Source organism: Parahalioglobus pacificus (genome assembly GCF_014652275.1).
Lineage (GTDB): Bacteria > Pseudomonadota > Gammaproteobacteria > Pseudomonadales > Halieaceae > Parahalioglobus > Parahalioglobus pacificus.
The window spans coordinates 477,033-503,773 of sequence record NZ_BMYM01000001.1 but is presented as its reverse complement, the minus strand read 5'-3'; the positions used below and the strand labels follow the sequence as shown (position 1 = coordinate 503,773).

Here is a 26,741-nt window from a genome sequence, read left to right as displayed (position 1 = left end):
CTAGCGGTCCTTTTTCTTGCGGCTCTTCTTGGCCTTCTTCACGTGCGCCATCATGCGCCGCTTGCGCTGAACCTGGCGCTGGGTCAGCTTGTTGCGCTTGTCGGCATAAGGATTTTCATTGGTGCGGAACTCAATGCGTACCGGAGTCCCCACCAGGTCCAGTTCCCGACGAAATATCTTTTCCAGGTAGCGTTGGTAGGAGGCTGGAACCTTGCCTGTCTGATTACCGTGAATCACGACTAGCGGTGGATTCTGTCCCCCGGCATGGGCATAACGCAGTTTGATTCTGCGCCCGTTCATCAGTGGTGGCGGATGATCGTATACGGCCCCTTCGAGGATGCGGGTCAGCGCATTGGTACTGAGTTTGCGCGTTGCCGACTGGTAGGCGGCATCAATGGATTTATACAGATGGCCTACACCGGTGCCGTGCAGCGCGGAAATGAAGTGGCTGTCGGCATAGTCTGCAAACTGTAGACGCCGCCCCAACTCCGACTTGATCCAGTCCCTCTGGTCGGGCTCGATACCGTCCCATTTGTTGACTGCCAACACCAAACCGCGGCCGGCCTCGATGCAATGACCCAACAGGTGCATGTCCTGCTCGACAATACCTTCATGACCGTCCATCACCAACACCACGACATTGGCATCGTCGATGGCTTTGAGCGTTTTCACAATAGAAAACTTCTCCACGGTCTCACGCACATTCTTCCGGCGGCGCACCCCGGCAGTGTCGATCAGTGTGTAAGGTTTGTCGTCGCGGGCATAGTCGATGTAGATGCTATCGCGTGTGGTGCCCGGCTGATCGTAGACCACGACGCGGTCTTCACCCAGTAGTCGGTTAACCAACGTCGATTTGCCCACATTCGGCCTGCCCACGACGGCAACCCGTGTGCGCCCAAATCGATCTTCGCCATCGGCTTGCTCGGCCTCGGGAAAAGGCCCCAGCACCGCTTCGATCATGCTGCGCACGCCGCGACCATGACTGGCTGCGATAGCGAACAGGGAAGGCACACCCAGCGAATAGAAATCACCGGTGGCAACATCAGCGCTGATACCGTCCACTTTGTTGACGATCAGGTGAAAGGGCTTCCCCCGCTGGCGCAAATGCTGCGCCAAGGCTTCATCACCGGCATTGAGGCCCTCACGGGCATCCACCATGAGCAGCACCGCATCGGCTTCCTCGATGGCTGTCATGCTCTGATCTGCCATGGCCTGGTCGATGCCATCCTCATCGCCACTGACACCGCCGGTATCAATCACAATGAAGGGTCTGCTGCCCAGTCGCGCCTCGCCGTACTTACGGTCTCGGGTCAGGCCCGCATAATCCGCCACCAGCGCGTCACGGCTGCGCGTGAGCTGGTTAAACAGTGTCGACTTGCCCACATTGGGGCGGCCGACCAGGGCGATGACGGGTAGCATGGCTAAGGCCTAGTTATCGGCGGTGATTTCATAGGCAATCAGCTTGCCGCTGTTGCCATACACGTACAGCACATTGCCATCACTGAGCATGTCAGCGCGGGCGCCGTCGCCGTCGGGCCGTTCACGGCCAACGAAGGTGCCATCCACCTGCGACATCAGGTGCAGGTAGCCTTCGAAGTCGACCACTGCCAGGTAACTGCTGACAGGTGTGGGGCGGGATAGCTCGCGATAACCCAGAGCATCCTGTTGCCAGCGCACGCCCTGGCCATTGCGCAGGTAGGCGGTTACGGTGCCATCTTCGTCCACTACATAGACGTTACCAAACCCCTGGGAGACGCCGGAGAACGAGGAGATATTGCGTTGCCACAGCTTGCGTCCGTCCTGAATATTCAGGGCCGTCACACGCCCCTGGTAACTGGCAGCATAAAGTTCGTTACCCATGAGCACCATGGTGCCGTCAACGTCGACGATACGCTCGATTTCGGAGCGACCCTCGGCGATGGCCACCCGGGATTCCCAACGCACTGCGCCGGTCATGGCGTCGAAGGCACTGACTCTGCCGTTGGCGAAGCCCGCGTAGACAACACCATTATTCAGTATTGGAGTGCTCGTACCGCGGATGGTCAGTACTGGCACATTGCTATCGTAGGTCCAAAGCTTCTCGCCGGAGTCATAATCCAGCCCAACCAATTTACCGTCGTAGGTTTGGGCAACCACCACGCGTCCATCGCCCTGAGGGGCAGCGAGCACTTCACCGGTCAGGCGAGTGCGCCACAATTCTGTGCCGGTTTGGGCGTCCAGGCGAATCACCGCGCCGTCACTACCACCCAACAAGACCGAACCACTGTGCAGGCCAACGCCGCCGGCGAGACCGGTCTCCAATTCAACGTCCCACTGGGTGCGCCCATTGGTTCGATCAACCGCCACTACCTCACCATCAGCGGCCGCGGCGTAAATAATATCGCCGGAAATCGCCGGCTGGATTTTGTACAGGCCCTCGCCCTGGCCATTGCCCACACCCACCGACCACAGTTTGCGGACTTTCACGCTGGTTTCGATATCTACCAGATCAACAGGGGCGGTGAGGTCTGTGTCGTCATCGACCTCGAACCAGCCACTGATTGTGCTACAGGCAGACAGCGCCAGCGAGAGCAGGACTACCAGGGGCAGTCGCAACATGGCATTACCCCTCATCAGCTGTTGTCCCCGTCATCTCTGGCGCCTGCGGATTCAAACTCTGCAGCTTCTGCTCCAGGGTAGCCAGTGGTGGCAGCGTTGCGTCTGCAGCTGCCAGCACACGGGCTTCGCTGTACGCCGCGCGTGCCTGTGACTCATCGCCCTGCATCATGAAGACATCTCCACGGGCCATCGCATAGGCGCCCGCGTAGTCGCCATCGGCGCCGGCGTCCAACAGCGTTAATGCCTGTGTGGTATCACCACTTGATGCCAGCACACGAGCCAGGCGCAATTGAGTGATCTGGGCGATGTCACTGCCGGCATCAGCTTTGGCCAAAACCCAGCGCAGCTCTGCTTCGGCTGTTGCCAGATCCGCGTCGTTCACCGCCATACGTGCCAGGTGCAGGGCAGCAAACTGCGCATACGTGCTGCCGCCATACTCTTTCTTGATTTGCCCGGCGATCTCGCGTGCCGCAGCTGTATCAGGCTCACCGGTTTCAGGTGTGCTCATGGCTTGTAGCAGACGCTGGTAGCTGTCGGAGGCGGTTGCCAGCTGTTCCTGCTGGAAACCTTGCCATCCCTGCCACCCAAAGCCGGCCACCAGTGCCAGCAGGATCGCGGCGATGGTTGCCTTGCCGTTCTCATCCCACCAACGCTTGAGCGCCTCTACCTGTTCTTCTTCTGTGCGGTACTGTTCCACGTTCTCTTTCCTGCGGTTTATGTTGCGGTGATGTCCTGCATCACGATGTTGGAAACGTTCTCGGCGAGGTCACCCAGTGCGACCTGAGTCTGCTCTCCCTGCCCACGCAAGGGTTTGAGTCCGGCCACCCCTGCGGCCGCCTCGTCCTCACCGACAATCAACGCCACTGCGGCGCCACTCTTGTCGGCTTTTTTTAACTGGCTCTTGAAACTGCCGCCGCCCACGTGCTGAATAACGCGCAATTCCGGCAGCGCTGTTCTCAGCGCTTCGATAGCAGCCAATGCGGTGCGGTGTGCATTATCACCCACGGCGACCACATATACATCTGCCCTCTCGGGCGCAGGCGCTTGCGCACCCACGGCCTCAATCAGCAGCACCAGGCGCTCTACCCCCATGGCAAACCCAATGCCCGGCGTGGCCTTGCCGCCCAACTGTTCAACAAGGCCGTCGTAGCGTCCACCGGCGCAAACGGTACCCTGAGCACCCAACTCGCTGGTGACCCACTCAAACACTGTCTTGTTGTAATAATCCAGGCCTCGGACCAGCCTCCGATTAATCGTATAGGAAACACCACAGGCATCCAGCAGATCGCAGACGCGGGCAAAATCTGCCACCGATTCCTCATCAAGGAAGTCCGCCAGATTGGGGGCGTTGTCCAGCAATGCCTGGGTATCCGGATTCTTGCTGTCCAGTATGCGCAGCGGGTTGCTCTCCAGGCGGCGCTGGCTGTCCTCGTCCAGCTGCTCGCGACGCTCGCTCAGCCAGGTCACCAGTGCAGCGCGATAGTCTGCCCGGGCTTGTGACGAGCCTATTGAATTGAGCTCGAGGGTCACGTGCTGATCAATACCCAGCAGGCGCCACAGGCGGGCAGTCAATAAGATCAGCTCGGCGTCGATGTCGGGCGTGGCTGTGCCAAAGGCCTCTACACCGATTTGGTGAAACTGGCGCTGGCGCCCCTTCTGCGGACGCTCGTAGCGGAACATCGGACCTGCGTACCACATACGCTGCGGCACACTCAGCAGACCCTGCTGAATGGCGGCCCTGACACACCCTGCCGTACCCTCGGGGCGCAGTGTCAGACTTTCACCGTTACGGTCGTCGAAGGAGTACATCTCTTTTTCGACAATGTCGGTGACTTCGCCGATGGAGCGCTTGAACAGTTCAGTGTGCTCCACAATAGGCAGGCGGATCTCGCCATAGCCATAGCTGGCCAGAAGGCCTGACACCGTGCTTTCCAGCCTCTGCCAGTAAGGGGTGTGCTCCGGGAGTATGTCATTCATCCCCCGAATCGCTTTGATCGTGGTCACGCGTGCTCCAGTAATGCCGGGTTTCAGGCGGTGGTCTTGTGGATGATGTTGGCCTCGTCAGCGGCGCGCTGTTCTTCCAGCGCCGATGCTCGCTGTCGGATCACCTGTTCCAGATGGTCGATAAAGTCTTCATTGCTTACCTTATGATCCGGCTCACCGCCCACATATATCAGATTATTGGGGCTTGCTCCGGTAAGGCCGACATCCGCCTCACGCGCTTCGCCCGGACCATTCACAATACAGCCGATAACTGCCACATCCATGGGCGTGCGGATATCTTCCAGGCGCTGCTCCAGGGTATTCATGGTGCCAATCACATCGAAGTTCTGTCGCGAGCAACTGGGGCAGGCAATGAAGTTGATGCCGTTGGCGCGCAGCTTGAGGCTTTTCAGAATTTCGAAGCCCACTTTGACCTCTTCTACCGGATCGGCCGCTAGGGAGATTCGAATCGTATCGCCGATGCCGTCCATCAACAGCATGCCCAGACCGACGGCGGACTTCACCGTACCGCCGCGCAAGCCGCCAGCCTCCGTGATGCCCAAATGCAATGGCTGCTCGATTTGTTTGGCCAACAGTCGATAGGCGTCCACCGCCATAAACACTTCAGACGCTTTCACACTGACTTTGAAATCGGGATAGTCAAACTTGTCGAGAATATCCACGTGGTGAAGGGCCGACTCCACCAATGCCTCGGCCGTGGGCTCGCCATACTTACGCTGTAGGTCTTTACCCAGTGAGCCGGCGTTTACGCCAATTCGGATCGGGATGCCCTTGTCACGGGCGCTATCAATGACCTCACGTACTTTGTCATCGCGACCAATGTTTCCGGGGTTGATGCGCAGACAGTCCACGCCGTACTCAGCCACCTTGAGTGCAATGCGGTGATCAAAGTGAATATCCGCCACTAACGGTACCGACACCTGCTGGCGAATCGCCCGAAATGCCTCAGCCGCATCCATACTGGGTACGGAAACACGCACAATATCGGCGCCCGCTTCAGCGATGGCATTCACCTGCGCCACTGTTGCGGGTACATCGCAGGTCTCGGTGTTGGTCATGCTTTGCACGCTGATAGGCGCATCGCCGCCAACAGGCACGTCGCCGACCATAATCTGACGGCTCTTCCTGCGTTTAATCGGGGACTGGGTATTCATTTACACATCCTGCACGGAGCTCTACCAAGCCAGTGCCATCACTCGTCTATTCGCCGTTTACGCCTGACTCGGCACGCTGATAGGCCTTGTACTCTGCGGATTGCGGATACAGATTTTCAAGCGCCAGGGCATAGCTGCTGCTTGCGTCTTTGTCATCCGTGGCGTCAGCCAATCGAATACCAAACCAGAGGGCGCGGGCAGACTGCTGCCTAACCACGGTGCGGTAGACACCGTAGTAGCGCTCAGCATTATCGTAATCCTCTGCCTCGTACCGCAACTGCGCAACTTCGAGCAGCGATATGGGGTTTCGCCTGTCCATCGCCAGGGCCCGCATGAAGGCTTCTTCTGCGCCTTGTGAATCAAATAGCTGCAGTCGGCACAGGCCAAGATTGACGAAGGCTTGCGGACGCGCGTTGTACAGCGTATCTGCGGTGACCGCTTCCAACTGCTTTTCAGCTTCTTCGTAACGCTGCTGGCTGAATAGGAAGGCGGCGTAGTTGTTGCGCGCACGGGAGAAGTTTTTATCCAGGCGAATAGCACGCTGGAAGCTTTCCTCAGCCAGCTCCCACTCACCGGTACTCTGGTAAACCAGGGCGAAGGCTTCATACACTTCTGGATTGTTGGGATCGATTTCCGTCGCCAACTTCAGGTTGCGTTTGGCATTTTCCCAGTTTCCCTCACCGATGTACTGGCGGGCGAGTTCAACGCGGCGCTCCAGCGCCTCTTCCGGGGATGCTTTGTCCGTAAATCCACCTGTAGTGGTGGTCACGCATCCTGCGCCGAACACCAGCGCCGCTGCTGCGGCTAACACCCTTATCGTTTGCTTCACGCTGACTCCGTTGTCTGACCCGCATTGCGATAGCGTTCACTGCGTCGAGTGCGATCGACCACCTGCCCGACCAACTGGCCGCAGGCGGCATCGATATCGTCTCCACGCGTGGTACGCACGGTGACAATATATCCTGCATCGACAAGCACTTGCCAGAATCGGGACACAGCATTCCCGCTGGGGCGCTGGTAATCAGACTGGGGGAAGGGGTTGAAGGGAATCAGGTTGATCTTGCAGGGAAAATCCCGCAGCAATTCAGCCAACTCAACCGCGTGTTCACGCTGGTCATTAACGCCGGCGATAAGGGTGTATTCAACGGTAACTACACGCTTTTTGTCGCTCTGCGCATCAATATAGTTGCGACAGCTCTCCAGCAGTGTGGCGATGGGGTATTTGCGATTGATGGGCACCAATTCATTGCGCAACGCATCATTGGGCGCGTGCAGTGACACCGCCAAACTGGCTTCGCTGAGCTCAGCTAGCTTATCTAGCGCCGGTACAACGCCGGACGTGCTCAGGGTTACCCGTCGCTTGGAGATACCGTAGGCTAGGTCCTCCATCATCAAGTCCATGGCTGACACCACGGGATCGAAGTTCATCAGTGGCTCACCCATCCCCATCATCACGACATTGGTCACAACGCGACCCTTGCCGGACTGGAAGGCATCGTAGGAGTTTATTGCCTGCCACACCTGCCCAATAATCTCTGCGGACGTCAGGTCTCGTTGGAAACCCTGCTTGCCCGTGGAACAAAAACTGCAGTCGAGACTGCACCCCACCTGCGAGGACACGCACAGGGTTGCCCGGTTACCGTCCGGTATGAGGACTGTCTCGACCAGCCCGCCACCTTCCACGCGGATTGCCCATTTGCGGGTGCCGTCATTGGAATCGTGCTGACTGACAATTTCGGGGGGGCGCACCTCGGCAACCGCCTTGAGCTTCTCACGCAGGGCTTTGCCGAGATTGGTCATTGCATCAAAATCCGTCACCCCCTGGTGATGGATCCACTTCATCAACTGCTGGGCGCGAAACTTCTTCTCGCCCAGCGTCTCGAAGTAAGCCTCAAGCTGGGCACGGGTCATCCCCAACAGGTTGACCCGTGGCTGCTCAGCGGTGGAGGCGATCAGCGATGACATAGCGAGTAACTTAGCGCTCGCAGATATCGCTGGCTGCAAAGAAGTAAGCGATCTCGCGCTCGGCTGACGCCGGAGAGTCTGAGCCGTGTACTGCGTTGGCATCGATAGACTCGGCAAAATCAGCGCGAATTGTGCCGGCATCGGCTTCCTGGGGGTTGGTTGCGCCCATGAGCTCGCGGTTCTTAGCGATGGCGCCCTCGCCTTCCAATACTTGAACGCAGACAGGACCGGAGGTCATGAACTCGATCAGCGCGGGGAAGAACGGACGCTCCTTGTGCTCAGCGTAGAAACCACCGGCAACCTCTTCGCTCAGGCGCACCATCTTGGCGGCAACGATCTGCAGGCCGTTGCTCTCGAAGCGGTCATAAATTTTACCGATAACGTTCTTGCCAACAGCATCGGGCTTAACAATAGAAAGGGTACGCTCAACAGCCATTACGGGGTCTCCAGTCGAAGCAGTGATAGGGAAAATTGGGGTGGTTCGGGCCAGCTGTCCGCCGGTCACCCAACCACCTGCTCGAAGCGCGCGCAATTATACGGATTTAGGCGCTGAATTTCACCCAATAATCCATTACCTGGCTTGATTATTTTTCGATGTAAAACAAACGCTTAGGCTGCGCTGCCGGCCGAATGCCGACAGGGAGGGCTACCTGGGGGGCTAACGCCCGATTCAGCCGGCTTTTTCCGCCTGGTATTGCTCCCATGCGGGGGAGTCGTTGCGCAGGCGCGACACGGTCTCAACCAGAGCTGCTGCAGCCTCGTCGACCTGCGCTTCAGTCGTGAATCGCCCAAAGCTGAAACGCAGGGAACTGTGCGCTAGCGCATCCGGCACCCCCAGTGCGCGCAGCACGTAGGAAGGCTCAAGACTGGCGGATGTGCACGCCGATCCGGTAGATATCGCCAGCCCCTTGAGCGCCATTAGCAGCACCTCACCGTCGACAAAATCGACGCCCAGGTTCAGGGCACCCGGCAGGTGGTGCTGCATCGAGCCGTTAATCTGCACCGCCCCCAAGGGGCTTACCGTTGACCAGAAACGGTCACGCAGTGCGCCAACACGCACAGCCTCTTCCTGCATCTCTTCCTGCGCCAATCGTGCGGCCTCACCCATACCCACAATCTGGTGGGTTGCCAGGGTGCCAGATCGCATACCGCGTTCATGCCCGCCGCCGTGTATCTGTGCAGTAACACGCACCCTTGGCCGGCGCCGCACATACAGTGCGCCCATACCCTTGGGGCCATAAAACTTGTGCGCAGAGAATGACATAAGGTCCACCGGTAAGCTTGAAAGATCGATGTCTATCTTGCCCGCCGACTGCGCAGCATCCACGTGGAACAGCACACCTGCCTCACGCGCGATTGCACCGATGGCTGCAATATCGTTGATGCTGCCAATTTCATTATTGGCGTGCATGATGGTGATCAGGATGGTGCCGTCCCGCAGCGCCGCTTTTACCGATTCGGGGCTAATGATCCCCTCGCTGTTGGGCGACAGATAAGTCACTTCGAAGCCCAGGGTTTCCAGGTGCGCACAACTGTCCAGCACGGCCTTGTGCTCGATGCCGGAAGTAATAATGTGCCGACCCGATTCTGCGTGCGCCTCTGCAACACCCTTGATCGCAAGATTATCTGACTCGGTGGCACCGGAGGTCCAAACGATCTCGCGCGGATCGGCATGCACCAAATCGGCAACGTGACGACGGGCCATCTCTACCGCCTCTTCTGCGCGCCAACCGTAGATGTGTGACCGCGATGCGGGGTTGCCGAAATTACCCTCAAGAGTCAGGCACTCAGCCATTTTTGCCGCGACGCGTGGGTCAACGGGTGTAGAAGCGAGATAATCGAGATAGATGGGGGTTTTCACACACGTACCTCATCGGCTGATGGCTACCAGTATGCAGGAATGACGAAGTCGGCCCAAGCGCAGGGACTATCGGCTACTGCCCTTGGCCTGGCGCGCCCATTTTTGAGTTTCCTTGAGGATGCCACGGAGAATATTCAGCTCCATCTCATCCAGTCGCACGCGCCCGTACAGGCGGCGCAGCCGGGGCATCAACTGCCGGGGAGCCGCCGGATTCAGGAACTCAATGTCGGTCAACGTTTCCTCCAGATGCACGTAGAAGCGTTCCATATTCTCCCGCGTGCTGAAGGGGGCATCCCACTGATGGTCTGCCTCGGCTGGCAATTCCTGCGACACCTGCAGCATGCGCAGTTCGTAACAGACGATCTGCACAGCCATCGCCAGATTGAGCGAGGCGTAATCCGGGGACGTGGGCACATGCAGGTGCAGATTGCAGGCCTGCAACTCTTCATTGGTTAACCCGCTGTCCTCGCGACCAAACAAAATGGCCACCTGCTGCTCTGCTGAATTTGCCGCCACCTGCCCGGCGCAGCGACGAGGATCAAGCAGGGGCCAGGGGATTCGGCGTTCGCGTGCGCTAGTGCCGACGATAAACTGGCAGTCGCCGATAGCTTCATCCAGCGTGTCCACCACAACCGCCGATTCGAGCACATCGGCGGCCGAGGCAGAGCGCCACACAGCCTCCGGCGCCGGGTATTGCTGAGGCTCGACGAGATAAAGGCGCTTCAGTCCCATGTTCTTCATTGCGCGCGCCGTTGCCCCAATATTGCCGGGGTGGTCGGTATTCACCAATACGATGCGAATGTTGTCGGGATTCATGGTCTGAGACTCGAAAATCATGGGTTTTGAGGGGCGCGAAGTGTAGCAGATTCACTGTTCAGGGGCATGGCGCTTGCTGCTATAATCGCGCGCCCCAACGCACCCGGATTGCAACAATGGAACCCATGGTCAATATCGCCTTGCGCGCTGCCCGAAAAGTCGGCGAGAACATCGTGCGCGCATCCGATGAGCTCGACAAGATCGAGATCAAGAACAAGGGTGCCAATGACTTCGTCACCGACGTGGATGTTAACGCGGAGCAGGAGCTGATTTATCACCTGCAGAAGGCTTACCCGGATCACGCTATACAGGGCGAAGAAGGCGGGCTGATCGGTGACGAGAACGCCGAGTATCGCTGGGTCATCGATCCCCTGGACGGGACCACCAATTTTGTACGTGGCATCCCGCACTACGCTATTTCAATGGCTTGCCTGCACAAGGGCAAGGTAGAACATGCCCTGGTGTTGGACCCGGTTCGTCGGGAAGAATTCACCGCCTCGCGCGGCCGTGGCGCCCAGCTCAATGGCCGACGCATTCGCGTCAGTAAACTCACCAGCCTGGACGGCGCTCTATTGGGCACTGGCATCCCCTTTAAGGACCACTGCGACGATCGCCTGGCTGCTTACAGCAAGAGCATCGAAACGCTGGCAGGACAATGCGCCGGCATTCGTCGCGCCGGTGCGGCCTCACTGGATCTTGCCTACGTCGCCGCGGGACGCCTGGATGCGTTCTGGGAAATTGGTCTTGCACCCTGGGATATGGCGGCAGGCGCCCTGCTGGTCAAGGAAGCCGGCGGCCTGGTTGCCGATATCAACGGCAGCGACAACTACATGGATTCCGGCAATATCGTGTGCGGGAACCCGAAGTGCTTTAAGTCGGTGCTACAGGTCACCAAACCATTACTGGGCTAACGGTAAGCACATCGATTGAACGACAGTTGAATGAAAAAGCCCCGCGCATGCGGGGCTTTTTTTTGTTTGCGCGCCTGCAGTCTGAAGATCAGGCGACCAGCGCTATGATATGACGAAGCCGGGCGCACTGGGCAACCCGGCACTCATCATTGTTCAGAGACCGTCACACCGTCCGCCTCGACGCCAGCCACCGGGAAGTCTTCCCCCACTTCTGACTCATTCACCGTGGTATCCCTCAGCACCAGACGGCCACTGCCCGCGTCCTCCTGAACGACCTCAATACCCACATCGCCGTCGTCATTGCCATCGGTCTCAGACATGGATACCAGCGCGTTGATATTGCCCGCGTCCGCTTCTTCGAAAACAAATCCCTTACCGCCATTGTCCTCAGCTGTGACACCAACAAACACCGTCTGCACGCTGCCCTCGCCCTCTTCCGACAACTTGAAACCGTCGTCGGTGTTGTCGGTAGCAATCGCATTGGCAGCCACCAGTTTGATGTCGCCGGCATCTTCCTCGTCGAAGTCCACACCTTCATCAAAGTTTCCGACAATGGACACATTAATCACACGGCTTCTCAGGGATCCGGGGCCTGCCTCATCGATATCAAAAGCGTCATCCACGTCAATGGCGTATTCATAGGCCGCCACAAAGCCTGAACCAAAGGTATCCACCGCATACTCGAAACAGCGATCGTCCGAGGAGCCCGTTACTGGCCCGGGCAGCAAATCGGCGATGACCTCTTCAGACTCCTCAAATTCTCCCTCATCGTCCTCGCCCGCGAGGAAAGTCTCAAGCTCATCGCCCAGCTGATCCGGATCACAGTAGAGTCCGTTCCCGTCGAACGTCGAGTTGGTCACTCTAGCGATCACCTCGCCTTCCTGGCCCTCGTCCAGCTCAACACCGTCGGCACCCACACCCACAAAGGTTGAGCCATCAGCGACAAAGAGAATATTGCCCACACCGCGTTCATCCACACGCAGACCGTCGGCGTCGAACTTCCCGTTGCCTACGTCATCGATAATGACGTTGGTAAACTCCACACCGATCGCCGCAGCAGAACCCTCGCCGGCACCACCGCCGCCGCTACCGCAGTCGTCAGCCAGATTACAATCGGACACGTGCACACCGTGATTGGCCACACCGCGCACAGTGACGTTGCGCAGCGTCAGTTGCACCCTGCCCGTCTGATCGTCCCGGACATCGACAAAAATGCCCTTTCCTGGGCTCTCCGCGGTTGACTGACTATTGATATCGAAGCCGCCGGGGCCCTCGAACGTCAAACCCACAACCGTAAGACTAGCCCCGTTACTAACCTCCAGCAGCGTGAAGTCATCCATGGCCTTAACGGTCTGGCCGGCGCCGTAGATGGCGATCGGCCGCTCACCTTCATACACCAATGTTTCCGTAATCATAATTTCATCGCTGGTGGCGACCACGATTTCCCGGGCGCCGCTTTCCAGGGCGGCACGGAAAGAGCCCTCGCCGTCATTGAGACCGTTGCTGACGACAACCGGCATCGCCTGGCTAACACCGGATACCAGCAACAGACCTGCAGCCATAACGCCAGTCGCCAAACCACGCTTACCCAAATTGATGTGCTTCTTCATGAATCCCATTTCCTAGTGTGTGGACTAAGACCTACATGCTAGTGATTGGAAATGACGTTTCTCTTACCAACCCGTTTCAGCTCGGTGACGTTTTTTTGACGCGGGTATGACACTGCTGTGACGTTTCTAAACGGTGTTTATGAAATCGTTAGGACGTGGCTATGGCGCTGCCGTAAAGCGCAGGCTGAATGGTTTTCACATAAAAAAGGCGGCCCTCGGGCCGCCTTTTTTTACATCACCATCGCAAGGGATACTGCCTAGGGCATAAGGTCTTCCTGTTCTGCCCCTTCTTTAACGGGGATCATCAGGTCTTCTTTACTCACACCCATAATCAGCAGAGCGTTAGCAGCGACATAGATGGAAGAGTAAGTACCTATAGCAACGCCAACAATCAGAGCAATCGCAAACCCGTTAATCATTTCGCCGCCAAACAGCGCAAGCGCGATCAGTACCAGCAAGGTTGTTAATGAGGTTACCAAGGTACGGCCCAGTGTCTCTGTCAGTGAGATATTGATCACCTCAACCGGGTCAGCCTTGCGGATCTTACGGAAGTTCTCGCGGATGCGATCCGATACCACGATGGTGTCGTTCAGGGAGTATCCGATCACCGCCAACAGGGCCGCAAGTACGGTGAGGTCAAACTCCATACCCATTACCGAGAAAAAGCCCAGAGTGATCACAACGTCATGCACCAGAGCAACAACGGCGCCAACGGCAAACTTAAACTGGAAGCGGAACGCGATATACAACATCACCAGCCCCAGCGCGAGCAGCATGGCCAAACCACCCTGCTCTCGCAGTTCATCGCCCACCTGTGGGCCTACAAACTCAATCCGCCTCAGCTCAACATCGCCGGCAAAGCTGTCCTGCAGCAATGCCAGAATGGCAGCACCTTCGGAGTCAGAGTAGCCCTCAGGTAACCGAATCAGTACATCGCGGTCAGTTCCAAAACTCACTACAACAGCGCCAGCGTAGCCGCCACCATCCATGGTCTCGCGTATGCCATTGAGATCTGCGGTTTCGCTGTAGTGCACTTCCACCAGAGTGCCGCCGGTGAAATCAAGACCCCATTTCAACTGATTGATAGCCAATGAAGCACCGGCCACCGTTAGCAGGACCAGGGAGAACAGGATGGCCAGTTTGCGCTGGCCCATGAAATTGATCACCTTCATGCGGATGCTCCTCCCACCACGTCTTTACCAATGGCCAGAGACTCCACACGACGACCGCCGTAGAACAAATTGGTCAACGCACGGGTGCCCATGATGGCCGTGAACATCGACGTCAGAATCCCGACGGACAGGGTCACCGCGAAGCCCTTGATAGGCCCGGTGCCCACTGCGTACAGAATGATGGCTACGATCAGGGTCGTGAGATTGGCATCAAGGATGGTAGCCACGGCGCGCTCATAACCCGCGTGAATCGCCATTTGCGGCGATAGCCCATTTCGTAACTCCTCGCGTATTCGGGAGAATATGAGCACGTTGGCGTCCACCGCCATACCCACCGTCAGCACGATACCCGCAATACCCGGCAAGGTCAGCGTGGCGCCAATCAATGACATAAAGGCCACCAAAAGCACCAGGTTACAGCTGAGCGCAATCACCGCGGCAATACCAAACACGCGGTAGTACAAGACCATGAAGACCACAACCAGCGCGAGGCCCATCTGCACTGACTTCACGCCCAAACGAATATTTTCCGCACCCAGTGAGGGACCCACCGTGCGCTCTTCCACAAACGAGATGGGCGCTGCCAGTGCACCTGCCCGCAGCATCAGCGCCAGCTCAGAGGCTTCCATGGGGCTGTCCAGCCCAGTGATCTGGAACTGTGCGCCCAAGGCCTGCTGGATCACTGGCGCGGTCAGAAGTTTCTTCTCGTCAAAGGGAATCTTGACCGCCACTTCGGTACCGTCTTCCTGCATTTCGTAACGCGTGCGGTACTTGCGCTCGATAAACAGTACGCCCATGCGACGCTTCACATTATTGCGGGTGGCTCGGGACATCAGCGTGCCGCCCTCACCGTCCAGGCTGATCTGCACATTGGGCTGGCCATTCTGGTCGAAACTGGCCTGAGCATTGGAGACGTGTTCGCCAGTAATGATCAGGTCACGCTCCAGCCACTCTGACATACCGGCGCGGTCTTCCGAGCGGTACTCAAAGCGCTGCTTCTCCGATGCGGGTGCATCCAGATTGGCGACCAGTCGGAACTCCAGATTAGCCACCTTGCCGAGAATACGTTTTGCCTCGGCGGTGTCCTGAATGCCTGGCAGCTCTACCACAATACGGTTTCGGCCCTGCTTTTGTACCAACGGCTCAGAGACACCCAGTTCATTGACTCGATTACGGAGGGTAGTGATGTTCTGGTTAACAGAATAATCGATGATCTCGTTGAGCGTTTGCTCGGTCATCGCAGCATAAAGATTCCAGCTGTCGCCCTCCTCAACCCGGTCGAGCGCTAGCTCAGGATGGTTATCAGAGACTATGCGCCGAGCGCGCTCGCGCAACTCTTCATCGCGAAAACGCGCCACCACGCGATTGCCATCATCAATGGCAACAAAGCCGCGAATACGCTCCTCCCGCAGGGCGCGCTTGATGGCGTTCTCGTAGTACTCCATGCGCCGCTCTACAGCGGCCTGGGTATCTACTTCGAGCTTGAAGTGCACACCGCCACTGAGGTCAAGGCCCAGTTTCATTGGTTGGGCGCCCATATTGCTCAACCAGTCCGGCGTTGTTGGAGCGAGATTGAGGGCGATGATGAAACCATCGCCCAGGGCACGTGAGGCAAGCGCTTGCGCGCGTAACTGCACGTCACGATCGCGCAAACGCACCAGGGCATTGCGGCCATCCGGTGCGATCTCTTCGCCAAAATGTTCAATGCCCGCTTCGTCCAGGGCATTCAGTGCGCGTTCCACAGTACGCTGATCAATGACTTGGGCGCTGCTTTCTCCGGTAATTTGCAGTGCCGGATCTGGCGCGTACAGATTGGGTGCTGCGTAGAAGAAACCTACCAGTACCACAACAATAACCAGCAGGTACTTCCACAGCGGATAACGATTCAACATAAGCGTGCTCTTGCGGGCGCAGTGATGGGTACCTGCGCAAAAAAGTGCGTCATTATAAATTAACCCCGTTAGCCCTCAAGCATGGGGGCGGTGTGCGGGAATTCAACCCAACCAGTGGCGTGCGTTACGGAATAAGCGCATCCAACCGGCATCCTCGCCCCATTCTGCCGGCGCCCAGGAGTTCTGAACCGTACGGAACACACGCTCCGGGTGCGGCATCATGATGGTGGCGCGCCCGTCAAGGCTGCTCAGACCGGTAATGCCCGCAGGCGATCCGTTAGGATTGGCCGGATAGGCTGCCGCCACCGACAGGTCGTGCTCAACGTAACGCAGGCCTACTGTCCCACTGGCCTCGCAGGCTGCAAGCGCCTCATCGCTGGCGAACTCGGCCCGGCCCTCACCGTGCGCCACGGCTATAGGCAGATGAGACCCGGCCATGCCCGCCAGCAGGATCGAGGGGCTCTCCTCGACTTTTACCAGCGAGAAGCGCGCCTCAAACTGTTCCGAGCGGTTGCGCACAAAGCGCGGCCAGTGATCGGCTCCCGGAATTAGATCCTTCAGGGTCGATACCATCTGGCAACCGTTGCAGACACCGAGGGTGAAGGTATCGCTGCGCTGGAAAAACCTGGCGAAGCTGTCTCGCACACTATCATTGAAGCGAATGCTCTTGGCCCAGCCTTCTCCGGCCCCGAGCACGTCGCCATAGGAGAAGCCGCCACATGCCACCAGTCCTTTAAAGTCATCGAGCGAGAGCTTACCACTGAGCACATCGCTCATGTGGACATCCACTGGAGTGAACCCAGCCCGGTGAAACGCCGCCGCCATCTCGACATGGCCATTGACGCCTTGCTCTCGCAGGACTGCGATACGCGGTCGCACGTCCGTCGCTATCATCGGGGCACAGATATCCTTTGCGGGGTCAAAGCTCAGCGATACCGTAAGACCGACGTCCTCCGCGGTTACCCGCGCCAGCTCTTCGTCAGCACAGTCAGGGTTATCCCTGAGAGACTGAATAGCATGACTGGTGCCCGACCACAGCGTTTGCAGACGCGCTCGCGAGTCTTGAATAAGCACAGCATCACCGTCTGTGACAAACACCTGGTCGCCAGCGATTGCCTGCCCCAAGGGGTACAGCGCGTCAGTCAGTCCATGGGTCGCCGTGCGACTCTTGAAGGATGCGACCTTCTCCGCAGGCACCTGCACAACAATGCCGACCTCTTCCGCAAAAAGCTTTTGCAGGCTTTGACCCGGCACTGTGGCCAAATCGATCGCCAGACCGCAGCGCCCCGCAAACGCCATCTCGAGCAGTGTCGCCGCCAGTCCACCGTCGGATCTATCGTGGTAAGCCGTCAATTCCTGCTGGGCGTTTGCGTCCTGCACCAAGTTAAACAGGGCCTGCAAACGCTGGGGGTCTTCCACGTCGGGCGGCGTATCGCCAAGCTCTGCGTAAACCTGCGCAAGCGCAGAGCCACCCAAACGGCCGGCGCCGCCTGAAATATCCATAAGGAACAACTCATGCTCTACCACCGTCTGCACCTGTGGCGTGAGCGTGCCACGGGCATCGGTAACGGGCGCGAAGGCGGACACAATCAGGGACACGGGCGCGGTTACTGCGCGCTCATCATCTCCTTGCGACCAAGTTGTGCGCATAGACATGGAGTCCTTACCCACTGGAATGGTGATTCCCAGCGCAGGGCAAAAGTCCATGCCCACAGCATGAACGGTGTCAAACAGTGTGGCGTCCTCGCTGCCGTATCCGGCGGCGCACATCCAGTTTGCTGATAGGCGTATATCCGACAGCTGTGCAATGGGCGCAGCAGCAATATTGGTAACGGCTTCTGCCACCGCCATACGTCCCGATGCAGGCCCATCCAGCAAGGCCAATGGCGTACGCTCACCCATGGCCATCGCCTCACCGGCGTGGCTGTCGTAGGACACGGTGGTAACTGCGCAGTCTGCGACCGGGACCTGCCAGGGTCCAACCATCTGATCGCGGGCCACCATGCCGGTAACGGTGCGGTCGCCAATAGTAATCAGGAACGATTTGCTGGCCACAGAGGGTAACTGCAGCACACGCTCCAGCGCATCCGCCGCTGAGGGGATAGCCGAAAAAGCCGGCGCATCAATCTTCGCCCGCTCGGCATCCCGGTGCATCTTCGGCGGCTTGCCAAATAGCACAGACATGGGCAGATCCACGGGCGCATCGTTAAAGGTGGCATCCGTGACGGTGAGGTGTTTCTCATCCCTTGCCTGCCCCACTACCGCGTACGGGCATCGCTCACGGGCACAGATCGCCTCGAATCGCGCCAGATTCTCAGGGTGCACAGCCATCACATAGCGTTCCTGTGATTCGTTGCACCAAATCTCCAGTGGCGACATGCCAGGTTCATCGTTAGGCACCTTGCGCAGCTCAAAAGCCCCGCCACAACCGCCGTCTTTAACCAGCTCTGGCAATGCGTTGGACAGGCCACCAGCACCCACATCATGAATAAAGGCGATCGGATTTTCGTCGCCCAGCTGCCAACAGCGGTCGATCACTTCCTGGCAGCGACGCTCCATCTCAGGGTTTTGGCGCTGCACGGAAGCAAAGTCGAGATCCTCATGGCTGGCGCCGCTATCCATACTCGAGGCTGCGCCACCACCCAGGCCAATCAACATGGCAGGGCCGCCAAGAACAATCAGGTGCGCACCCTCGCCAAAGCGGCCTTTTTCGACATGCTCTTCACGGATATTGCCGTAGCCGCCCGCGATCATGATGGGTTTGTGATAACCACGCATCTCCAGCTCGCCGTTTGCGCCAGGCGCCTCCAGCTCGAAGCTGCGGAAGTAACCGCAGAGATTCGGTCGACCAAACTCATTGTTAAAGGCAGCGCCACCGATTGGGCCTTCAATCATGATGTCCAGAGCAGAAACAATGCGCTCTGGCTTGCCGTAGTCTCCCTCCCATGGCTGTTTCATTCCCGGGATATTGAGATTGGATACCGAGAATCCGGTGAGTCCCACTTTGGGTTTGGAGCCCCGGCCCACCGCGCCCTCGTCACGAATCTCCCCACCAGAGCCAGTACCGGCGCCGGGGTAAGGCGCTATCGCCGTGGGATGGTTGTGGGTCTCAACCTTCATCAGCAAATGAATGGGTTCCTGTGAGAACACATACTCGGCCGTGTCCGGATCAGGGTAGAAGCGGCCCGCATGGTGTCCCTCGACCACAGCAGCATTATCGGCATAGGCCGACAGGACACCCTCGCCACCGAGCTCATGGGTATTGCGGATCATGCTGAACAAGGAGCGCGGCTGATCTTCGCCGTCTATGGTCCAGCTGGCATTGAAAATCTTGTGTCGGCAATGCTCTGAGTTAGCCTGGGCAAACATCATCAGCTCGACATCGTTGGGGTTGCGGCCCAGTCCCTGAAAGCTGCTGACCAGATAGTCGATTTCATCGTCGGCAAGGGCCAGCCCGAGCTGGCTGTTCGCCGTTACCAGCGCATCACGACCACCGCCGAGAATATCCACCTGTGTCATCGCCGCCGGCTCGGCTGTCGCGAACAGGCACTGTGCCTGCGACAGCTCGGTGAGCACGGTTTCTGTCATGCGATCGTGGACTAAACCAGAAACTGCCTGACGCTGTTCGGTATTCAGGCGATCGGGCAGCTCGAGATAATAAGCCACGCCGCGCTCCAGGCGTTGCACCGCCGTCACACCGCAGTTGTGGGCGATGTCTGTTGCCTTGCTGGACCAGGGCGAGATTGTGCCGGGGCGCGGCACAACTAGGTACAGCGTACCAGTAGCCTCAGTATCGCCACCCTTATCCTGTGACACCGGGCCGTAGCTCAGCAAACTCTCAAGGACTTGTTTGTCGCTGTCAGATACCTCGGTGCCCGCGTTCGCAAAATGAACGTACTGGGTGCGCAGCACCCGAATACCATCATCGACAGCCGACAGTTTGGTGGCCAGTTTTTCAAGTCTGAACGCAGAGAGGGCCGGTGATCCGGGGAGGATGAGCATGCGCAGCTGAGCTCCGATCTGGGGGCATTGGAAAGGCGCGTATTGTACCGATTGCCAGCCTCCGCGTTAACCGAAAGCACCATCAATTACCACGGTAATTATGAGACTCCCCGTTGCCTGTTTTCGCTCTAGACTGAACCTATGAGTGCTCTGTCTACAGCCATGCGGCACCTGGTACGCTCTGCAGCAGCCCTAGTGCTGTTAGCGTCGGTGATCGGTTGTTCGGAAACCGACCGCTTGTCGGCGATTGAGGCCAGCGGCGAGCTCGTCATCGTGACGCGCAACAGCCCAACCACCTACTACCAGAACAAGCGCGGACCGGCTGGCTTTGAATACGATCTCGCAGCCAAGGTTGCCGCCGCGCTGAAGGTGGACTTGCGGGTCGTGCAAGCACACTCATTAGCAGAACTGTTTGCAGCACTGGAGCGCAACGAAGCGGATCTGGCCGCCGCCGGGCTCACACTCACTGCTGCGCGCGGAGACCGCTTTGCCCACACCGACGCCTACGCCACCCTGATGCCACAGGTCATCTACAAAGCCGGCAAGAAACGGCCCCGACGGCTGCAGGACTTGACCAATATGCGTGTCGTGTCGCTCGCTGGCAGCAGCCACAGCGATGCACTAGCGGCTTTGCGCGCTGGCGGCTATCCCGAACTGACATGGCGCGAAGTCGAGGGCGCGGACTCCATGGCCTTATTGGAGCTGCTGGATGACGATGAGGCGGATGCTGCCCTGCTCGATTCAAATGAGTTCAGGGCGCAACAAAGTTTATACCCTCGCTTGAAGGTAGGCTTTGATCTTGGCGACGAACAGCAAGTGGTGTGGTATCTCGCAGGAGGCAAGGGCAGTGAACCGCTTGCTCGGGCAATCAACGCGGAATTCCAGCGACTGGGCGACTCCGGTGAGCTGGCGCTGCTGGAAGATCAGCACTTCGGCCATTCCGATAGCATGAACCGTATTGGTTCACACACCTTCACACTGAATATGCGTCGCACCCTGCCGGAGTACGAGGGCATGATTCGCCAGGTTGCCGCAGAATACCAACTGGATTGGCAGCTTCTCGCCGCTATCGCCTATCAGGAATCTCACTGGGACCCCTCGGCGCAATCACCCACCGGCGTGGAGGGAATGATGATGCTCACTCTGCCCACTGCCAGGGAACTGGGCGTGGCCGATAGAACAGACCCGCTGCAAAGCCTGCGCGGTGGCGCGCGGTACCTCAAGACCATCAAGCGGCGACTGCCCGACGATATCTACGAGCCCGATCGCACCTACTTCGCGTTGGCGGCCTACAACATCGGCCGCGGCCACCTGGAGGATGCTCGAGTACTGACCGAACGCGGTGGCGACGATCCACACCTTTGGCAAGACGTGATGAACTACCTGCCGCTACTGCAGAAAAGCCCACACTATCTGGACACACGTTACGGCTATGCCCGCGGGCAGGAGGCAGTGACCTATGTGCAGAACATCAGGCACTACAACAATATTCTGAATTGGCAGGAGCTACCCAGCCAACAGGTCAGCGCACCGATAATTGTAAAAGAGCAGCTGCCCGAGCAACTGAGGGGCTTGCGTTTGTTGGGCTTGTGATCCAGCGATACTGGCGGGCGAATCATCGCCCATCCGGGCTATCAGGGAGTTGGGAGGGTGTCAGAAAAAAGGGCGCTTATGGGCAGTACGAGAGTTAAGAGCCGCATCCCTACGGCAGAGCGCCGTCCCTGCGACGCAAAGGACAACACAAAAGAAGCTTTTGTTAATCATATCCCCAGCATAATCGGACGACGTCAATCACGAGCGCCAAATGGGGCCGCAGTCATTACCGCCTAAGTGAGGTTCAACGCCGCGCCTTGAAAAAGGCTCGAAGCAATTCGGCGCTCTCCTGCGCCAGAGGGCCTTCGGTCCAAGTCAGGCTGTGGTTATAGAAGGACTTGTCCAGCAACTGGTCATTACTGCAAATCACGCCGGCGCGGGGTTCACGGGTGGCGAACACCAGCCGCTGAACTCTGGCGTGCACAATCGCGCCGGCACACATGGTGCAGGGTTCAAGGGTCACGTAGAGGGTGCTACCGGGCAGACGGTAGTTCTTCTTGGCGCTGGCCGCGTCTCGTAATGCGCAAATCTCGGCATGTGCCGTGGGGTCTGCAGCGGATATCACCTGATTCCAGCCTCGACCGATACAGGCATCGTCCTTCACAAGCACCGCGCCTACCGGTACCTCACCCTGCTCGCCCGCATGCCGGGCAAGATCCAACGCCTCGCGCATCCAGTGCTGATCTTGCGACTGCTGTGACACGCCAAGCTCCCGCTGCTTCCCCTACTGAGATTGTAGCGGCGAATCAGTGGGCTGGAAGGGGTTAAGCACACCCATTTTGTGCGCGCTGTAGTCCTCGTTATCTTCCAACACACTGACCTCAACCAGACTGCCAGCGCGCTTCAACAGGTGACGGCACTCATCACTCAAGTGAATCAGATGCAGCGTTTTACCGGCATTCAGATAGCGGTCGGCGAGCGTATCGATGGCCTCCAGGCCCGAATGGTCACAGACACGCGAATCGGCAAAATCCATGACCACGTCCTGGTTCGCCCCAGCCGGGTTGAATTGCTCCAGGAAAGAGGTCACCGAACCGAAAAACAAAGGTCCGTGCACCGTGTAGACCGTGGAGCCTTTGTGGTCCTCCAGCGAATCAACACGAATCTGCTTGGCGTGCTCCCAGGCAAACACCAGGGCAGAGACAATCACACCCACCAATACGGCAACAGCCAGATCCGTTGCCACGGTAACGCCCGAAACCAGAATCAGAACCAACGCATCACCCTTGGGGACTTTGCGAATGACACGGAAACTACTCCATTCGAACGTCCCGATAACCACGATGAACATAACGCCCACCAGTGCAGCAACGGGAATCATTTCAATCAGCGGCGACGCTACCAGAATAAACAGCAGCAAAAACAGGGCCGCAGAGATACCCGACAAACGACCACGTCCGCCAGAGTTCACGTTAATCATGCTTTGGCCAATCATGGCGCAGCCGCCCATGCCACCGAACAGGCCGGTCACCGTATTGGCAACGCCCTGCCCCACACACTCCTGGTTACCGCGGCCACGGGTTTCGGTGATTTCATCCACCAGGCGCAGTGTCAGCAGCGACTCAATGAGTCCGATGGCAGCCAGGACAACCGAATAAGGGAAAATTATGGTCAGCGTCTCCCAGTTCAATGGAACCGCCGGTATGTGGAAGCTGGGCAACCCCCCCTTGATGGAGGCGATGTCACCCACCACTCGGGTGTCGATGCCGAGACCAATCACCAGCAGGCTGACCACGCCAATAGCCACAAGCGATGACGGCAGCGCTGTCGTCAGCTTGGGCAAGAAATGAATAATCGCCATGGTCAGCGCTACCAAACCCAAAAGACTGTAGAGGGCCTGCCCTTCAAGCCAGGCAACGTCGATGATGGAGCCTTCCAGCGCGGTGCCGGAGAGCCAGCCAGCATCACCCGGTGTGCCAAACTGCACTAGCTGGGCCAGAAAGATGACAATCGCCAGGCCATTGACGAAGCCGAGCATCACAGGGTGAGGCACCATGCGAATAAATTTGCCCATGCGCAGCAGGCCTGCGGCGATCTGAATAATGCCCATCAGCACCACCGCAGCAAACAGATACTCAACGCCGTGATCCGCCACCAGGGCCACCATCACCACCGCCAAGGCACCCGTAGCGCCTGAGATCATGCCGGGTCGTCCACCGATGCAGGCTGTAATCAGGCCGACCATGAACGCTGCGTACAACCCCACCAAGGGTTCAACACCGGCAACAAAGGCAAAGGCGACTGCCTCAGGCACCAGCGCCAATGCTACGGTGAGCCCCGACAATATGTCGTTGCGTACGGTTGCTACTTTGTTGGCGTGAAGCTCAAACATACTTTGCTCTCAGTACATCGCTACGCCGCCGGTGAGGGCAGCTGCGCGTTATCAGTTCAGATACCGACCGCCGATGTAGGCGATGAGAGCCACTATTATGGTGAGCGCGATCAGGAAAGGCGCGGATTTTAGGTGAGCTGTGCAACCAACTCAAGTGAATACCGGGCCGCATCGTGGTACTAATGCCGGTAGGGATTCGAGTTCAGCGAGGCTCGAAGCAATAACAAAAAATGGGGAACCTCATGTCTCAACTCAGCCATGACCGGGCGAAAGCCTACTGGCGACGAAATTTGGCACTGGTGGGTAAGCTGCTTGTTATCTGGTTTGTCGTCAGCTACGGCTGCGGCATTCTCTTTGTTGATGCCCTTAACGAGATTCAACTCCGCGGATTCAAGCTCGGCTTCTGGTTTGCCCAGCAGGGCTCAATTTACGTGTTCGTCGGATTGATCTTCTACTACACCCGGAAGATGGGCCAACTCGATCGCGAGTTCGGCGTAGACGAGGACTAGTCATACCCATGGATTTGAAACCTCTGACTTACCTGGTTGTGGGCGCCACGTTCGCGCTCTACATCGGTATCGCACTGTGGTCCCGTGCCGGCTCGACCAAGGACTTTTATGTTGCGGGCGGCGGTGTTCATCCCATCGCCAATGGCATGGCAACGGCAGCAGATTGGATGTCGGCCGCCTCCTTCATTTCCATGGCGGGGCTGATTGCCTTCATGGGCTACGGTGGCTCTGTGTTCCTGATGGGGTGGACCGGCGGCTTTGTCATACTGGCAATGCTGCTTGCCCCCTACCTGCGCAAGTACGGCAAGTTCACTGTGCCGGAGTTCATAGGAGACCGCTTCTACTCCAATGCCGCCAGAGCCGTTGCCGTGGTGTGCCTGATCATCTGTAGCGTGACCTATGTAATCGGTCAGATGAAAGGTGTAGGCGTTGCCTTTTCACGCTTCCTGGAAGTGGATTACGCCACGGGGCTTCTGGTGGGTATGGCGATTGTGCTGTTCTACGCTGTGCTAGGCGGCATGAAAGGCATTACGTATACCCAGATCGCCCAGTACTGCGTGCTGATCATGGCCTACACCATCCCGGCGATCTTCATCAGTCTACAACTCACGGGTAACCCGTTCCCACAGTTGGGGCTGGGCGCGACCCTATCTGGCGGCGACACGTTTTTGCTCGATAAATTGGACCAAATGGTCACCGAACTTGGCTTTGCCGAATACACCACCGACGTGCGGCTCAGTGGCCTGAACATGTTCGCCTACACGGCTTCCCTGATGATCGGCACTGCGGGCCTGCCGCACGTTATCATCCGCTTCTTCACTGTGCCCAAGGTGCGCGATGCGCGATCCTCTGCAGGCTGGGCACTGGTGTTCATCGCGATCCTGTACACCACAGCACCCGCTGTTGCCGGCATGGCGAGACTCAATCTTATGCAAACTATCGAGCCGAGCCCGGGCGAGCATCTCGCGTACGAGCAGCGTCCCCAGTGGTTTAAGAATTGGGAGACCACCGGCCTGCTGGAATTTGAGGACAAAAACGCCGACGGGCGTATTCAATACAGCGCCGACAGCGCAGTGAACGAGATGGTCAAAGTTGACCCGGACATTATGGTCCTGGCGAATCCCGAAATTGCCCAGTTGCCTAACTGGGTCATCGCGTTGGTGGCTGCTGGCGGACTCGCCGCCGCTCTGTCGACAGCGGCGGGCCTGTTGCTGGCCATCGCATCGGCAATATCTCATGACCTGCTCAAGGGCATGATTGCGCCAAGCATCAATGAACGGCAGGAATTGATGGCCTCGCGCATCGCCATGGCGGTGGCCATCGCATGCGCCGGCTACCTGGGGCTCAACCCACCTGATTTCGCGGCGGGTACGGTCGCGCTGGCCTTTGGTTTGGCCGCCTCTTCCATCTTCCCAGCCCTAATGATGGGTATCTTTTCCCAGCGCGTGAATAAGGAAGGAGCCATAGCCGGCATGGTTGCCGGCATCGGCGTTACCCTTTTCTATGTGTTCCAACACAAGGGCATCATGTTTATCTCCTCGACTGCCTTCCTCGGGGACATGCCGGCAAACTGGTTCCTGGGCATAGAACCCAATGCGTTCGGTGTCGTTGGCGCCTTGGTGAACTTCACAGTTGCTTTCTCCGTTTCATCACTCACCACTAAGCCGCCCGAATCCATCATCGAACTCGTGGAGAGCATTCGAGTGCCCTCTGGCGCAGGATCAGCCAATGACCACTGATTCTCGGGTAACTAAACAGCTACCGCATGCTCGCCCCCTCACTACCGACGCATTCCGGGGACGACGATAATTGGCGAACAAACACATTGCCTTGGCGCTGTTAGTCGCGCCCCTCTTATCACTCATAGCGTGGTTTGCCGTGGGCCATATCAACCGAGAGCAAGCGGCACCCGCTATCGCAGGACAGGCTTACGTATTGATTGCGGCAAGCAATTGCCGCTGGCCCAGTGGCCAGTGTGATTTGGAAAACAACGACTTCCGTGTGACCATATCAGCCGATAGCGACACATCACTGCTGCTGACATCGCGCCACGCATTGGACGGCGTGGTCGTCAGTTCAACCTCCGGCACAGAAGCCGACGCCCAGCAGCCCATTAGCCTGGTGCGCGAAGACCACACTGGCCACCGCTGGCGTTGGCACCGGGCCCCGCAAACTCTTGGCGGCAGCCCTATTCGACTGGTCGCCCAGGTAGCGGGCACGCAGTTTTATGGTGAAACAGGCACAGCGTTCTTGGTTGATTCAGAGTCAACTCGCCGCTAGGTGCACTCACGTGATCTACGCCGCATTCTTTAAGGGAAAAAC

21 protein-coding genes are annotated in these 26,741 nt (G+C 58.1%); 5 read left to right on the top strand and 16 right to left on the bottom strand.

Features of this window, described 5'->3' with window-relative positions:
• The 10 genes from der to trmJ all read right to left on the bottom strand — a co-directional run bounded on the left by der (nucleotide 1) and on the right by trmJ (nucleotide 10,398).
• Nucleotides 1-1,419, bottom strand: coding sequence for a ribosome biogenesis GTPase Der (gene der, locus IE089_RS02375; protein ID WP_189474813.1), 1,419 nt, complete (start codon nucleotides 1,417-1,419; stop codon nucleotides 1-3).
• A gap of 9 nt (nucleotides 1,420-1,428) precedes the next feature.
• Nucleotides 1,429-2,598 carry an outer membrane protein assembly factor BamB gene (gene bamB, locus IE089_RS02370; RefSeq protein WP_229802543.1) on the bottom strand — a complete coding sequence of 390 codons (1,170 nt, stop codon included), beginning with the start codon at nucleotides 2,596-2,598 and terminating at the stop codon, nucleotides 1,429-1,431.
• Nucleotides 2,599-2,602: 4 nt separating this feature from the next.
• Nucleotides 2,603-3,295, bottom strand: a complete 693-nt coding sequence (locus tag IE089_RS02365) for a YfgM family protein (protein ID WP_189474809.1) — start codon at nucleotides 3,293-3,295, stop codon at nucleotides 2,603-2,605.
• Nucleotides 3,296-3,312: 17 nt separating this feature from the next.
• Entirely contained in the window at nucleotides 3,313-4,602 is a 1,290-nt protein-coding gene (gene hisS, locus IE089_RS02360) for a histidine--tRNA ligase (protein WP_189474806.1), read from the bottom strand.
• Nucleotides 4,603-4,625: 23 nt separating this feature from the next.
• The gene (gene ispG, locus IE089_RS02355; protein WP_189474804.1) at nucleotides 4,626-5,756 is read right to left on the bottom strand and encodes a flavodoxin-dependent (E)-4-hydroxy-3-methylbut-2-enyl-diphosphate synthase; all 1,131 of its coding nucleotides are present in this window, start codon (nucleotides 5,754-5,756) and stop codon (nucleotides 4,626-4,628) included.
• A 46-nt stretch (nucleotides 5,757-5,802) separates the two neighbouring features.
• A complete protein-coding gene (gene pilW, locus IE089_RS02350; protein WP_229802542.1) occupies nucleotides 5,803-6,585 on the bottom strand; it encodes a type IV pilus biogenesis/stability protein PilW in 783 nt (260 codons plus the stop codon).
• Nucleotides 6,582-7,721 (bottom strand): dual-specificity RNA methyltransferase RlmN, encoded by a 1,140-nt coding sequence (rlmN, locus tag IE089_RS02345; protein ID WP_189474802.1) that lies wholly within the window; start codon nucleotides 7,719-7,721, stop codon nucleotides 6,582-6,584. The genes pilW and rlmN overlap by 4 nt, the downstream gene beginning before the upstream one ends.
• A gap of 10 nt (nucleotides 7,722-7,731) precedes the next feature.
• Nucleotides 7,732-8,157, bottom strand: coding sequence for a nucleoside-diphosphate kinase (gene ndk / locus IE089_RS02340; protein ID WP_189474800.1), 426 nt, complete (start codon nucleotides 8,155-8,157; stop codon nucleotides 7,732-7,734).
• Between the two features lie 234 nt (nucleotides 8,158-8,391).
• Nucleotides 8,392-9,582 (bottom strand): IscS subfamily cysteine desulfurase, encoded by a 1,191-nt coding sequence (locus IE089_RS02335; RefSeq protein WP_189474798.1) that lies wholly within the window; start codon nucleotides 9,580-9,582, stop codon nucleotides 8,392-8,394.
• A 66-nt stretch (nucleotides 9,583-9,648) separates the two neighbouring features.
• Complete coding sequence (gene trmJ / locus IE089_RS02330) at nucleotides 9,649-10,398, bottom strand: tRNA (cytosine(32)/uridine(32)-2'-O)-methyltransferase TrmJ (protein ID WP_189477315.1); 750 nt, start codon at nucleotides 10,396-10,398, stop codon at nucleotides 9,649-9,651.
• A 116-nt stretch (nucleotides 10,399-10,514) separates the two neighbouring features.
• On the opposite strand from trmJ, the gene IE089_RS02325 reads away from it, so the two are divergent.
• Nucleotides 10,515-11,309 (top strand): inositol monophosphatase family protein, encoded by a 795-nt coding sequence (locus IE089_RS02325; RefSeq protein WP_189474796.1) that lies wholly within the window; start codon nucleotides 10,515-10,517, stop codon nucleotides 11,307-11,309.
• Nucleotides 11,310-11,455: 146 nt separating this feature from the next.
• On the opposite strand, the gene IE089_RS02320 is transcribed toward IE089_RS02325, so the two are convergent.
• From IE089_RS02320 to purL, 4 genes are all read right to left on the bottom strand, one after another.
• Nucleotides 11,456-12,919 carry a hypothetical protein gene (locus tag IE089_RS02320; RefSeq protein WP_189474795.1) on the bottom strand — a complete coding sequence of 488 codons (1,464 nt, stop codon included), beginning with the start codon at nucleotides 12,917-12,919 and terminating at the stop codon, nucleotides 11,456-11,458.
• 257 nt (nucleotides 12,920-13,176) lie between these two features.
• Nucleotides 13,177-14,091, bottom strand: coding sequence for a protein translocase subunit SecF (gene secF / locus IE089_RS02315; protein WP_189474794.1), 915 nt, complete (start codon nucleotides 14,089-14,091; stop codon nucleotides 13,177-13,179).
• The gene (gene secD, locus IE089_RS02310; RefSeq protein ID WP_189474792.1) at nucleotides 14,088-15,983 is read right to left on the bottom strand and encodes a protein translocase subunit SecD; all 1,896 of its coding nucleotides are present in this window, start codon (nucleotides 15,981-15,983) and stop codon (nucleotides 14,088-14,090) included. Before secD ends, secF begins: the two co-directional genes overlap by 4 nt.
• 102 nt (nucleotides 15,984-16,085) lie before the next feature.
• On the bottom strand, nucleotides 16,086-19,985 hold the full coding sequence (gene purL / locus IE089_RS02305) for a phosphoribosylformylglycinamidine synthase (RefSeq protein WP_189474790.1): 3,900 nt from the start codon (nucleotides 19,983-19,985) through the stop codon (nucleotides 16,086-16,088).
• 141 nt (nucleotides 19,986-20,126) lie between these two features.
• Here purL and mltF point away from each other — a divergent pair, with 141 nt between their 5' ends.
• Complete coding sequence (gene mltF, locus IE089_RS02300; protein ID WP_189474789.1) at nucleotides 20,127-21,578, top strand: membrane-bound lytic murein transglycosylase MltF; 1,452 nt, start codon at nucleotides 20,127-20,129, stop codon at nucleotides 21,576-21,578.
• A 244-nt stretch (nucleotides 21,579-21,822) separates the two neighbouring features.
• On the opposite strand, the gene tadA is transcribed toward mltF, so the two are convergent.
• Entirely contained in the window at nucleotides 21,823-22,281 is a 459-nt protein-coding gene (tadA, locus tag IE089_RS02295; RefSeq protein ID WP_189474787.1) for a tRNA adenosine(34) deaminase TadA, read from the bottom strand.
• 21 nt (nucleotides 22,282-22,302) lie between these two features.
• The gene (locus IE089_RS02290) at nucleotides 22,303-23,910 is read right to left on the bottom strand and encodes a SulP family inorganic anion transporter (RefSeq protein WP_189474785.1); all 1,608 of its coding nucleotides are present in this window, start codon (nucleotides 23,908-23,910) and stop codon (nucleotides 22,303-22,305) included.
• A gap of 242 nt (nucleotides 23,911-24,152) precedes the next feature.
• Between IE089_RS02290 and IE089_RS02285 the strand changes: the two genes are divergently transcribed.
• The 3 genes from IE089_RS02285 (at nucleotide 24,153) to IE089_RS02275 (ending at nucleotide 26,699) form a co-directional block, all read left to right on the top strand.
• Nucleotides 24,153-24,419 (top strand): DUF4212 domain-containing protein, encoded by a 267-nt coding sequence (locus IE089_RS02285; protein ID WP_189474783.1) that lies wholly within the window; start codon nucleotides 24,153-24,155, stop codon nucleotides 24,417-24,419.
• An 8-nt stretch (nucleotides 24,420-24,427) separates the two neighbouring features.
• The gene (locus tag IE089_RS02280; RefSeq protein WP_189474781.1) at nucleotides 24,428-26,158 is read left to right on the top strand and encodes a sodium:solute symporter family protein; all 1,731 of its coding nucleotides are present in this window, start codon (nucleotides 24,428-24,430) and stop codon (nucleotides 26,156-26,158) included.
• Between the two features lie 70 nt (nucleotides 26,159-26,228).
• A complete protein-coding gene (locus tag IE089_RS02275) occupies nucleotides 26,229-26,699 on the top strand; it encodes a hypothetical protein (RefSeq protein WP_189474779.1) in 471 nt (156 codons plus the stop codon).
• Nucleotides 26,700-26,741 lie beyond the last annotated feature (42 nt).

Bases quoted from the DNA above. Each gene is read 5' to 3' on its own strand.
- der (WP_189474813.1), bottom strand. From the start codon at position 1,419: ATGCTACCCGTCATCGCCCTGGTCGGCCGCCCCAATGTGGGCAAGTCG.
- bamB (WP_229802543.1), bottom strand. From the start codon at position 2,598: ATGTTGCGACTGCCCCTGGTAGTCCTGCTCTCGCTGGCGCTGTCTGCC.
- ispG (WP_189474804.1), bottom strand. From the start codon at position 5,756: ATGAATACCCAGTCCCCGATTAAACGCAGGAAGAGCCGTCAGATTATG.
- rlmN (WP_189474802.1), bottom strand. From the start codon at position 7,721: ATGTCATCGCTGATCGCCTCCACCGCTGAGCAGCCACGGGTCAACCTG.
- ndk (WP_189474800.1), bottom strand. From the start codon at position 8,157: ATGGCTGTTGAGCGTACCCTTTCTATTGTTAAGCCCGATGCTGTTGGC.
- trmJ (WP_189477315.1), bottom strand. From the start codon at position 10,398: ATGAATCCCGACAACATTCGCATCGTATTGGTGAATACCGACCACCCC.
- IE089_RS02325 (WP_189474796.1), top strand. From the start codon at position 10,515: ATGGAACCCATGGTCAATATCGCCTTGCGCGCTGCCCGAAAAGTCGGC.
- IE089_RS02320 (WP_189474795.1), bottom strand. From the start codon at position 12,919: ATGAAGAAGCACATCAATTTGGGTAAGCGTGGTTTGGCGACTGGCGTT.
- secF (WP_189474794.1), bottom strand. From the start codon at position 14,091: ATGAAGGTGATCAATTTCATGGGCCAGCGCAAACTGGCCATCCTGTTC.
- secD (WP_189474792.1), bottom strand. From the start codon at position 15,983: ATGTTGAATCGTTATCCGCTGTGGAAGTACCTGCTGGTTATTGTTGTG.
- purL (WP_189474790.1), bottom strand. From the start codon at position 19,985: ATGCTCATCCTCCCCGGATCACCGGCCCTCTCTGCGTTCAGACTTGAA.
- mltF (WP_189474789.1), top strand. From the start codon at position 20,127: ATGAGTGCTCTGTCTACAGCCATGCGGCACCTGGTACGCTCTGCAGCA.
- IE089_RS02290 (WP_189474785.1), bottom strand. From the start codon at position 23,910: ATGTTTGAGCTTCACGCCAACAAAGTAGCAACCGTACGCAACGACATA.
- IE089_RS02285 (WP_189474783.1), top strand. From the start codon at position 24,153: ATGTCTCAACTCAGCCATGACCGGGCGAAAGCCTACTGGCGACGAAAT.
- IE089_RS02280 (WP_189474781.1), top strand. From the start codon at position 24,428: ATGGATTTGAAACCTCTGACTTACCTGGTTGTGGGCGCCACGTTCGCG.